The 11,408-nt window shown below is 39.5% G+C and carries 9 protein-coding genes and 1 rRNA gene; 2 read left to right on the forward strand and 8 right to left on the reverse strand.

What is annotated here, in order from left to right:
• Position 1: 1 nt before the first annotated feature.
• On the forward strand, positions 2 to 964 hold the full coding sequence (locus ACYVJ6_RS14705) for an AAA family ATPase (protein WP_460694851.1): 963 nt from the start codon (positions 2 to 4) through the stop codon (positions 962 to 964).
• Positions 965 to 1,118: 154 nt separating this feature from the next.
• Here ACYVJ6_RS14705 and ACYVJ6_RS14710 read toward each other — a convergent pair whose 3' ends face one another.
• From ACYVJ6_RS14710 to mutL, 6 genes are all read right to left on the reverse strand, one after another.
• The gene (locus tag ACYVJ6_RS14710; RefSeq protein ID WP_460694852.1) at positions 1,119 to 1,985 is read right to left on the reverse strand and encodes a Cif family virulence factor; all 867 of its coding nucleotides are present in this window, start codon (positions 1,983 to 1,985) and stop codon (positions 1,119 to 1,121) included.
• Between the two features lie 94 nt (positions 1,986 to 2,079).
• Positions 2,080 to 3,543 (reverse strand): cysteine--tRNA ligase, encoded by a 1,464-nt coding sequence (gene cysS, locus ACYVJ6_RS14715; RefSeq protein WP_460694853.1) that lies wholly within the window; start codon positions 3,541 to 3,543, stop codon positions 2,080 to 2,082.
• Between the two features lie 60 nt (positions 3,544 to 3,603).
• Complete coding sequence (locus tag ACYVJ6_RS14720; RefSeq protein ID WP_460694854.1) at positions 3,604 to 4,710, reverse strand: endonuclease/exonuclease/phosphatase family protein; 1,107 nt, start codon at positions 4,708 to 4,710, stop codon at positions 3,604 to 3,606.
• Entirely contained in the window at positions 4,700 to 5,569 is an 870-nt protein-coding gene (locus tag ACYVJ6_RS14725) for a rhomboid family intramembrane serine protease (RefSeq protein ID WP_460694855.1), read from the reverse strand. Before ACYVJ6_RS14725 ends, ACYVJ6_RS14720 begins: the two co-directional genes overlap by 11 nt.
• Before the next feature lie 9 nt (positions 5,570 to 5,578).
• Positions 5,579 to 6,307 carry a rhomboid family intramembrane serine protease gene (locus tag ACYVJ6_RS14730; RefSeq protein WP_460694856.1) on the reverse strand — a complete coding sequence of 243 codons (729 nt, stop codon included), beginning with the start codon at positions 6,305 to 6,307 and terminating at the stop codon, positions 5,579 to 5,581.
• A 26-nt stretch (positions 6,308 to 6,333) separates the two neighbouring features.
• Complete coding sequence (gene mutL, locus ACYVJ6_RS14735; protein WP_460694857.1) at positions 6,334 to 8,190, reverse strand: DNA mismatch repair endonuclease MutL; 1,857 nt, start codon at positions 8,188 to 8,190, stop codon at positions 6,334 to 6,336.
• 159 nt (positions 8,191 to 8,349) lie between these two features.
• Between mutL and ACYVJ6_RS14740 the strand changes: the two genes are divergently transcribed.
• Positions 8,350 to 10,161 carry a serine hydrolase domain-containing protein gene (locus tag ACYVJ6_RS14740; protein ID WP_460694858.1) on the forward strand — a complete coding sequence of 604 codons (1,812 nt, stop codon included), beginning with the start codon at positions 8,350 to 8,352 and terminating at the stop codon, positions 10,159 to 10,161.
• On the opposite strand, the gene ACYVJ6_RS14745 is transcribed toward ACYVJ6_RS14740, so the two are convergent.
• Positions 10,162 to 11,109 carry a hypothetical protein gene (locus ACYVJ6_RS14745; RefSeq protein WP_460694859.1) on the reverse strand — a complete coding sequence of 316 codons (948 nt, stop codon included), beginning with the start codon at positions 11,107 to 11,109 and terminating at the stop codon, positions 10,162 to 10,164.
• Between the two features lie 224 nt (positions 11,110 to 11,333).
• Positions 11,334 to 11,408: ribosomal RNA gene (gene rrf / locus ACYVJ6_RS14750) — 5S ribosomal RNA — on the reverse strand; the annotation flags it as partial.

Genomic DNA, 11,408 nt, shown 5'->3' on the forward strand with positions numbered 1-11,408 from the left:
TATGCAACACCGTTCTGAAGTAGAAGCCGCTGACGCGCTAAAACAAACCTATCAACAAATACGTGCCGAAATAGGCAAAGTGATCATTGGACAGGACGAGGTTGTTAAATTTGTATTGATATCCATTTTTAGTAATGGACACTGCTTACTGGTAGGCGTACCAGGGTTGGCTAAAACCTTATTGGTGCAAACTGTTGCCCAGGTGCTTGACCTTGATTTTAACCGCATACAATTTACACCCGATCTGATGCCGTCTGATATTATCGGTTCAGAAATATTAGGCGAGGACAGGAACTTTAAATTTATACCGGGCCCGGTTTTCTCAAACATCATATTAGCTGATGAGATAAACCGTACACCACCTAAAACCCAAGCCGCGTTATTAGAGGCCATGCAGGAAAAAGCGGTTACTGCTGCCGGGGTTACACATATATTGGCAAAACCATTTTTTGTATTAGCCACCCAAAATCCAATTGAACAAGAAGGTACCTATCCGTTACCGGAAGCACAACTTGACCGTTTTATGTTTAAGGTTAGTTTAAACTACCCTTCATTTGCTGAGGAAATGCAGGTTGTTAAAAACACTACGGGGTCATTAACACAAGAAGTTGCCAAACAGCTAAATGCCGAGCAGATCATTTATTTTCAGCAATTGGTAAGAAATATACCTGTGGCCGATAACGTGCTGGAGTATGCTGTTAAGTTAGTGTCAAAAACACGCCCTGACGGTGAATTTTCATCGCCTGAAGTAAAACGTTTACTAAACTGGGGCGCTGGCCCAAGGGCATCGCAATATTTAATTTTAGGCGCTAAATGCCATGCTGTGATCAATGGCAAATACTCGCCCGATATTGAAGATGTACAAGCTGTTGCTAAACCTATTTTGAGCCACCGTATTGTACGCAGCTACCATGCCGAAGCGGAGGGACTATCAACCGATGACATCATTGAGCGGTTGTTTTAGTGTAGTGATTGGTTATTAGTGATCAGAGATTAGTAAAATTCTCGTATATAAGAAGAGCGCCGTTGTAATATAACGGCGCTCTCTTTTTAAAATATTTTTATCGGTGAAGTATATATTACTAATCACTGATGTCTAATCTCTGATTAACTAACCCCTAATTCTCAATTGCAGAGAATACTTCCAATAAAATATTCCATTTAAAGCTATTATCTAACTCCCATATACGCACATAGTTAAAATTGCTTACTATTTTACCTTTTGTAATACGAGCCTTGCCATAAGTATATGCCAGGTCATTACTGCTTGAACGGCCCCCGTTTACGGTTTCGGCAGATATACTTACTGCGTTGCTTGCTATAAAGTTAAGCACTTTATCGGTGCCAATAATTGGTTCAAAACCAGGGAAGTAATAACGGCTCTCGGGGCTTAAAAATTCTTTATACGCTACCATAGCTGATTTACTTACAAACTGGTTAAAGGTTTTATCGGTATTTAATATTAATGCCTTTCCGCTAAAAGGGTCATTGGTTGCCGATACCTTTTTATTAGGATCGGGGTCCTTAAAATCGATATTGGCTTGTTGCTGTGGTTCGGGGTGTTGCATTCCCAAATCGATCAATAGTTTCAATTTGTCGTCTGCATCACTCCGCCAAATAGATACATATTCGCCATACACCTTATCGTCTTCCGTTTTTCCGTTTTGAAAAACATACGGACCGGCAGTAAATGCCAGATCTCCGCCTTTTGATATACGGGCGAACTTGGGTTCCCATTTTAATGTACCGGGTTGTTTATCAATACTGGCATAAAAATCAATTATTTTTACCTCTTTAGGTTTAAAAATTATTCCTTCAGGGTCAGCAAACTCCAGGAAACCTCCTTTTATTCCTTTCTTGGCAACCGCTTTGTTAAAAGCATCTTCAGTCTTTATAACCTTATCAACTTTTGCTGGCGTAGTTTGTGCAAATAAATTGCCGGTATATCCCGTAAGTAAAATGGCGGCTAATAGTATATTTTTCATGTTTAAAAAATTGAGGTCAATTTAAATATTTTATGCAATGCGTACTACATTGCAGTATGTTATTGTTTGTGTTATACTAACGTTATTTTAGCAATTAAATTTTGCTCCAGGTTGTACCCTCTTTACTATCCTTTAACTGGAAGCCAACTTTTTGTAACCCATTTCTAATTTTATCAGATGCGGCATAGTCATGATTGGTTTTAGCCTCGTTGCGCAAATCAACAATAAAGTTTAACACTCTTGGCAGATCATCGTTGGCCGCTTGCTCATCCATCAACCCTAAAATATCAAATACAAAAGTTTTTACCAGTGTTTTCAATAGTTCCAGATTTTTGGCATCGATTTTTAACTTCCCATCATTTACCGAGTTAATTATGCGCGATGCCTCGAATAATTCAGCTATTAATACCGGGCTGTTAAAGTCATCATTAAGCGCCTCATAACAACGTGCCATCAACGCCTCAACATCAACATCAGTTGTGGCCGATTGTTTTAAGCTATCTAATAATCCAACGGCAGTCATTAATCGCTTAAATCCTTTTTCAGATGCTTCCATAGCTTCATTACCAAAGTCAAGTGTACTGCGGTAATGTGCCTGCAGTATAAAAAACCTAACCGTCATTGGGCTATAGCCTTTATCTAATATAGAATGATCGCCGGTAAACAATTCATGCGGCAAAAAGCTATTACCTAATGATTTTGACATTTTTTGTCCGTTTACCGTAAGCATATTGGTATGTATCCAATACGTTGCCGGATTTTTACCACAGCAAGCCTCATTTTGGGCAATTTCATTAGTATGGTGCGTTGGCACCAGGTCGAGCCCGCCACCGTGAATATCAAACTGGTCGCCCAGGTATTTATGGCTCATAGCCGAACATTCCAAGTGCCAGCCTGGAAAACCGACACCCCACGGCGAAGGCCATTTCATTAAATGCTCGGGCTTGGCTTTTATCCATAAGGCAAAATCAAGCTTGCCGCGCTTATCTTCCTGACCGCCTAATTCCCGGGTATTGTTCAACATATCCTCCAGGTTACGGCCGCTTAATATGCCGTAATCTTTGGTGCTGTTATATTTTTCAACATCAAAATATATCGAGCCATCAACCTCATAAGCCAAACCATTAGCTAATATTTTTTTAACTAACTCTATCTGCTCAATAATATGGCCGGTTGCCGTGGGCTCAATACTTGGCGGCAGGGTATTAAATATCTTTAAAACATCATGAAACCCAACCGTATATTTCTGTACGATCTCCATGGGCTCCAATTGGGCTATTTTTGCTTTTTTTGATATTTTATCTTCCCCCTGGTCGCCGGCATCACCCTCTAAGTGCCCTGCATCGGTAATATTACGTACATAGCGTACTTTATACCCTAAATGAGTAAGATACCTGAATATCAAATCAAACGATATATAAGTGCGGCAATTGCCTAAATGAACATCACTATAAACGGTAGGGCCGCAAACGTACATGCCCACATGGGGCGCGTTAAGCGGTTTAAACTCTTCTTTTTTGCGTGTTAAAGTATTATAAACAAATAAGTTTTGTTTCATGTGCGCAAACTTACGATTTTTTAGATTTTAAGTAGTGTTGATTGGTTGCAACATTTATAACTACTTCAATACTAAATCACTTACTATAGGATAATGGTCTGATAATTTTTTTTCAATAATATGGTAACTCCTTACATCAAACTGATTGGAGGCCAATACATAATCTATCTGGTAGTTTGGAAAATCGCCGTTATACGTGCGCCCCAAACCAACACCCTTTTCACGAAAAGCATTTTTTAGCCCTTTAGCCATTTGGTTTACTGCAAATGATGTTGGGGTATCATTAAAATCGCCGGCTATAATATAAGGGTAGGGGCAAGTTTTGGTATGCTCCTTTATGGTAAACACCTGCTCGGCTCGCTTCATAAAGGCTCGTTTTAATTTACCGGCCAACCTGCGGGTTGATGTTATATCTGTACTCCCGTGTTGCGTAACTGTATCCAGGTATTGATAATCTTCAGTTTTAAACTTGATGGATTGCAAGTGTACACTATATACCCTGAAAGTTTGTTTTGCCTTTTTTATATCTACGTATATACATTGATTCTCGCTACGCGCTTCCGATAATGGTATGAACCCTGTATTAGTTATCGGGTACTTTGAAAATACCCCTATGCCGATGGTCTCGTCGGTATTGCCAACGATGTTTTCAAAATAATAATGCTTATAACCCAAGCCTTTTTTTATAGAATCGGTCATGGCAAATTTACCACGCTTACGGGTAAAAAACTCTTGTATACCTATTACGTCAGGCGATTGATCTTTAATAAGCGTTAAAATTTCAGTCTTGGTTGAAGTATCGCGTCCGCCGCTAAATTTTTTAAAGTTATGGACATTATAAGTCATTATTCTAACAGCATTATCGCCGGATACCTTACTGCTTTCACCCCAATTAAAGCCGATATTATTTTTAAGAACGTTTATACCAATCAAAATACAAAGTACAGACACCAATGCATACCAGCTTTTACGGAATGTCCAGTAAACTATAAGCAATATGTTAAGCAATAATACAGGCGGATATGCCAGGCCAAAAAAAGCTACAACCCAATATTTACGAGGATCGGTAATAGGGGCAAGGTAGCTTATTAACAAAGCTATAGCTATCCCGCAGTTAACCCACAAAACCAGTTTATCAAATAAGGGCAGCTTTTTTTTAGCTTTCATTGTTGCTGGCGCGAAATAGTATTTCCTTTTCCTGCTTGGTTAACTTTTCGTACCCGCTTTGTGATATTTTATCCAGTATACGGTCAATATCTTCCTGGCGGGGTTTGGTAACGGCATCTTTATTTTGATTATTGACAACCACTTTCAATTTACTTCTTTTTTTGAATATTCCGGCGATGGAGGCTACCCAATCATTTCCTTTTTGTATTTGCTTTACATACATAAAGCCAAAAAATGCTCCACCCAGATGAGCTATCTGGCCACCTGCGTTTGGACCGGTTACGCCTAAAAAGTCAATCACCACATAAAATAAAACCAGCCATTTTAACTTAACCGGGCCTATAAACATTAGTGGTATAGTATAATTAGGTACAATAGTGGCTGCACCAACAATAATGGCCATCACACTGGCTGATGCACCAACTACCGAACTTGATACTGCAGCATTGCCACTTACAAAAAATGGAAAAACATTATAGCTGATGACAAAAAAAGCTCCTCCAAATAAGCCCCCTAATAGGTAAAGCCCTATAGTTCGTTTCCTTCCTAAAAACTCTTCAAAAATTTGCCCCATCCAGTACAACCACAACATATTAAATAGTATATGTAATATACCGGCATGCATAAACTGGTAAGTAATCGGTGTCCAGAAACGGATAAGCAATTTCGGCAGATAAGCCGGCATCGCCAGGTAATCAAAAGTATAGGTTTGGATAACGTCAGTTTGAGCTATCAGTCGTTCAAATACTGATGGCACATTGATTACCAAAAAAACGGCAACATTAATGGCTATCAACAAGTAAAGTTTACTGGTTGATTTGAATGTTTTATTAGCTATTTGCTGCCAAAATGTATTCATAAGAAATGTTTAACTGTAAAAGTCTTTCGGTCCTTGTAAATGCCATGCTTTAACCAATATAAAGCCTAATACCGCACCGCCTAAATGGGCAAAGTGGGCAACGTTATCGCCGCTAACCTGGCTTATGCCTAATGATAGCTCTAATAATATATAAACAGGTATTACATACTTTGCTTTTACCGGTACAGGGATAAACATGATCATTAATTCAGCATTGGGGTATATCATGCCAAAAGCTATCAGCAAACCAAATATAGCACCTGATGCGCCCACCATAGTGCCATTATATATACTATATAGCTGTACAGCTTTGTCTCCATATTGAAGGTAAGATGATTCTAATTGTGGATTTGCCAGGGTGAAGCTTCCTGTTATAGCATGAACCTCAATGGCCTGTACAAGCATTTGTAAAGCAATGGCTCCAAAACCGCAAATAAAGTAAAAATTGAAAAAACGCTTGGAGCCCATAATATATTCTACCGACATACCAAAAGAATATAAGGCGAACATATTAAAGATGATATGCATCCAACCGCCATGGAGAAACATGTAGGTGATTAATTGCCAGGGCCTAAATAGTGGCGAGTCAAAATAATAAACCCCAAACATATCTGCAACCGGGTCGAACCCGGGCTGTGCAAAATTATGGCTATAGAATAATGACGGCAGGAAACAAATAATATTTATAATAAGCAGGTTTTTTACAACCGGCGAAAGATTAGCGAAAGGGGACTGCATATGTGTATATAGTATTTAGCCGTTGGCTATTTTTCAAATCGTTCTAAAAGTTCGTTCATGGTAAAGGTACTAATTACGAGCTTACCATTTAGGGCAAGGTTAGGCATTTGACAGGCAAAAAGCTGGTCGGTTAACAAATTCATTTCTTCGGCAGATAATTTTGTACCTGCTTTAATGGCGCCGTTACGCGCTAATGCACGGGCCAGGTTATCGCGTTTATCCAATTTTAAAATGGCCTGGTTATTTTTAAAGCCTTCCAGCAAATGCTCCAGTAATTCGTGCTCACCTACGTTGTTTAATTCTGCCGGAATACCATCAACCACTACTGTATTTTTACCAAACTCCCTGATGTCAAAACCCAGGGCACGAATGTCGGGTAACAACTCTCTTAATAACTCATAATCGCTGCCGTTTAGTGTAACCGACTGCGGAAATAAACTTTGCTGGCTAACCCCCGAATGCGTTTCTAACTGTTGCAAAAATCGCTCATACAATATCCGCTCATGCGCCGCCTGCTGATTGATGAGCATAAATCCCGACTTTATTTGCGACATGATAAACCGGTTATGTATCTGGAAAAATTGCCGCTCGGTGGTTTTACTTATCTCCTGCTCATCAACGGCTATTAGCTTTTCAATATGCAGGTCCTGCTGCGTGGTAGTTTCTTTTTTGCTGATCTCGTACAAAGTATCCCAATTTTTTGGGATAGGGGATGTGTTTCGACTCTCGCCTGTATTGCGTAAAAAGGGTATTTCCCGGTCGGTTTTCCGTTCGCTAAACGGATTAAAATCCGGGTTAAAGGCAATAACCGGCGCTACTATCTCCTCAAAAGGCTTTGGCGTTATTAAATGTTCAATACTGTTCTCCTGGTCAAAATCTAAACTCGGCGTAATATTATATCTACCCAATGAACGCTTAACTGCCGAGCGGATAATAGCGTAAATAGATTTCTCATCCTGGTACTTAATTTCCGTCTTGGTAGGATGTACATTAATATCAATTTTTGATGGATCGATATCTATAAACAGTACATACAGCGGGAAGGTATCATCAGGCAACAACTCTTCAAAAGCTGTCAATACCGCGTGGTTCAGGTAAGCATCGCGTATAAAACGGTTATTCACAAAAAAGAATTGCTCGCCACGTGTTTTACGGGCAAACTCGGGCTTGCCTACAAAGCCATGCAGTTTAATGATGGTCGTGTCTTCCTCAACAGGTACCAGGCGCTGGTTATAATTATTGCCCAACAGGTGTACAATACGCTGCTTTAATATCGCCGAAGGCAAATGATAAACCTCTTGCCCGTCATGATGCAGGGTAAAAAATATTTGTGGGTTGGCTAAAGCTATCCGTTGAAACTCGTCAATAATATGACGCATCTCTACCGGGTTACTTTTTAAAAAGTTACGGCGGGCGGGTGTATTGTAAAATAAGTTTTTTACCGCTATAGATGTGCCGGTATTACATGAGCAAGCTTGTTGGCTCAATACTTCCGACCCTTCAATGATAATATGTGTGCCTAATTCATCCTCATGCCTGCGGCTTTTTAACTCTACCTGAGCAATTGCGGCTATGGATGCCATAGCTTCGCCCCTGAAACCCATAGTACGAATGGCAAAAAGGTCCTCGGCCTTTTTTATTTTGGATGTGGCATGGCGCTCAAAACTCATGCGCGCATCGGTCATGCTCATACCGCAACCATTATCAATAACCTGTATTAACGACTTCCCCGCGTCTTTTATGATCAGCTGAATTTTATCTGCACCTGCGTCTATCGCGTTCTCTACCAATTCTTTTACAGCCGATGCGGGGCGCTGTACCACCTCGCCTGCGGCAATCTGGTTAGCAACTGAATCGGGTAAAAGCTGAATTATATCTGACATTTAAAAAAGTATTCTCCTCCCTGCCGACAAGGCAGATCATTTTATAATTGCTAAATTAATTATTTGATGGCATAACTTTATGTTTTATGCGTTGTATATACTGTATGATTTGATAATTTTGATAATCATGCATTATCAGCATAAACAGTACTAAAATATATGACAGGGAAACAGCGCGTACAGTTACTATTTATTTTAATAACCATTATTTTATTTAATTCTGCCTGCGCCCAAAATCCACCTGGCCTGGCGTATGTCAACGAGGAAAAACAAGTAGCACAAGCCACCGTACTGTTAAATAACGATAAGTACCTTATACCACTAAAAAATTTAGCTGATGCTAAGATTGCCAGCATTCATTTTTCAAGCAATTATTTTACGGCTTTTGACAGTCTGCTGAATAAATATACACAGGTACCATCATTTGACGGCGGCACCTACATGGGCGTTAAAAGTTTAAACGACCTTACCCAGGAGCTTAAATTTTATAATACGCTTATTGTACAGGTTAATGATGCAGATTTAAATAACCTGCAGATCATGAATTTTATAACTACTAATCAAACGCTAAAAAACGTAATTGTTGCCTTTAATGGGTTGGGCATAACGTTAAAAAAGCTTAACGATGTTACGGCACCTATTATTTGGTCAGATAGGGTATCAAACATGTCAGCCTGGTACAGTGCGCAGGCTATTTTTGGCGGTGTGCCTATTACTAAAAAATTAGATGCCCCTTATTCGACAAAATACCTGACTAACATGGGGTTTGTTACTCAGCAAACACGTTTGCAATATACTGTGCCCGAAGAGGTGGGTATTAACTCAAACAACCTGCAAATTATTGACCAGATAGCCCGCGAAGCCATCAACGCGCGTGCTACACCCGGCATGGTTGTACTGGTTGCCAAAGATGGTAAGGTGATTTTTAATAAGGCATACGGCAGCCATACCTATTCGGGCGAAACGCCGGATCAAATAACTGATATTTTTGATCTGGCTTCTATGACCAAAACATCGGCCACTACCGTACAGGCTATGCAGCTTTATGACCAGGGGAAATTAAAATTAGATAGTACTCTTAGCACTTATTTGGCCCCTACACGTAACACCAACAAGGCCGACCTAACTGTTCGCGAAATATTAACCCATCAGGCCGGTTTAATTGCAGACATACCCACTTTTGAAAAAATAAAAGCGTCAGACCATCGTTTAGATTCATCCGCTGCTTATCCAACCAAAGTAAATGAGCGTTACTATTTGCGGAAGAATTATTTTAATGATGTAATGTGGCCCGCCATGTTAAGTTCACCGGTACGCACCCGCGGGCAATATGTTTACAGCGATGTTGGGATGTGCTTTATGCAACAAATTGCCGAGACTTTAACCTCAACACCCCTTGATAAGTATTTACAGCAGCAATTTTATAACCCATTGGGGATGCAAACTGCTGGATTTTTACCATTACAACGTTTTAATACCAATCGAATTGTGCCGACAGAAAATGACCAGGTTTATCGCAAAACTTTAATGGATGGTTATGTTAACGACCCGACAGCCGCTTTAATGGGCGGTGTTGCGGGCCATGCCGGATTATTTGCCAGCGCTAACGATGTAGCTATACTTTACCAAATGTTATTAAACAAAGGCACGTATGGCGGCGAATTTTATATTAAACCCGAAACGGTTGACCTATTTACAGCTAAACAATCTGCAATAAGCCGCCGTGGTTTGGGTTTTGACAGGTGGGATCCTATTACTGACCGTAAGTATCCGTCAGAGCTGGCATCCAATCAAGTTTACGGGCATACCGGTTATACCGGCACCTGTGTATGGGTCGACCCTAAATACAACCTGGTGTATGTGTTTTTATCTAACCGGGTACATCCACAAGTTAGCGAAAAATTATCCAGCATGCGCATTCGTCCACGCATACAGGATGCCATTTATAAAGCTATTGAAAAGGGATTGTAGTTAAAATTCTATATAGGCAAAGCTGCTCAATTGCGTGGTGCTTCTGTTGGCATCGGTTATTATTAAAGCGCCTTTGCCAAAAAGTGTAATTCCTTCCCAGTTGCTTTTTTCACCATCAAAAGTGGTTACAGGTTGCCATTGCTTATCCTTGTAGCTTTTTAAGGTGACAATACGTGCATAGGTGTTGTTCTTTAAATAGTCGGGGTATTGGATTAACTTATCTTTTAAATTTGGTACCGCTTTTTTAATATCGTCTTCCCTGTTTTTTAAAATGCCATTGTTTAAATAGTCATCATAATCGCCATTATAATAATAATTGATGCCATAAATACGATCATTTGTGGTAGTCGCGATATCAGTTACCCTAAAATAAAGGAAAGGTGCTTTTATTTGCTGAGGCGATTTTTTAAACGATGGGTCAATCAAATAACCAATACCGCCACCAGGCATGCCGTTAAACTCATAATATGCCAATAATTTTTTTTCTTTAGACAGATAAGCTACGCTTTCAAAACCGGCATTTTCAATGTAAGGAATCCTTCTTAGCGATATATAATTTTTTGCATCTAAATTGATCTCGCTTTTTACAGTATCTAAAACACCTTTAAATAAATAGCAGTAGTAATGCATGGTTGGTGTTTCCATAGCCATATAAACTTGTCCGTTAACTATGGTTATGGATTCAAAACCCTGGTAATTTTGTTTTATAATTGTGGGTATCCTGTCTAAATTTTTTACTTTGATGGTTCTATAAGTTGTTACGGCACTATCCTTACCCATAATAACACTGTTAATGCTATCAGCTAAAAGGCTATATATATTAAACTCGCCATCGGTTTTGGTTTCTTTATGATTACCGTATTGGGGTAATAAATATACCCTGCTTTTATATAGGGTAATACCTGAATATTCTTCGTTTACACCATTAATTGTCGCCGGAAGAGACATATATTTAAGCTTATTTTGGGCAAAACAATTGCTTAAAACTGTTGCTCCCAGCAATAGCAGTAACAAATATTTACTAAGCCTTCTTTTTAGCATATTATATAGTCACTAAAATAGCTTATCTGTATTTGTTTATTGTTAAGGATAGAAAATATAATTTGACGTTACACAAACCCATATAAGCACAAAAACCCCATCTACTATTGTAGATGAGGTTAAGTGATAAGATTTGGCACCGACCTACTCTCCCACGTATTACCGCAGTACCATCGGCTCTGGCGGGCTTGACTTCTCTGTTCGGA

The sequence above is a fragment of the Mucilaginibacter puniceus genome (assembly GCF_054783175.1).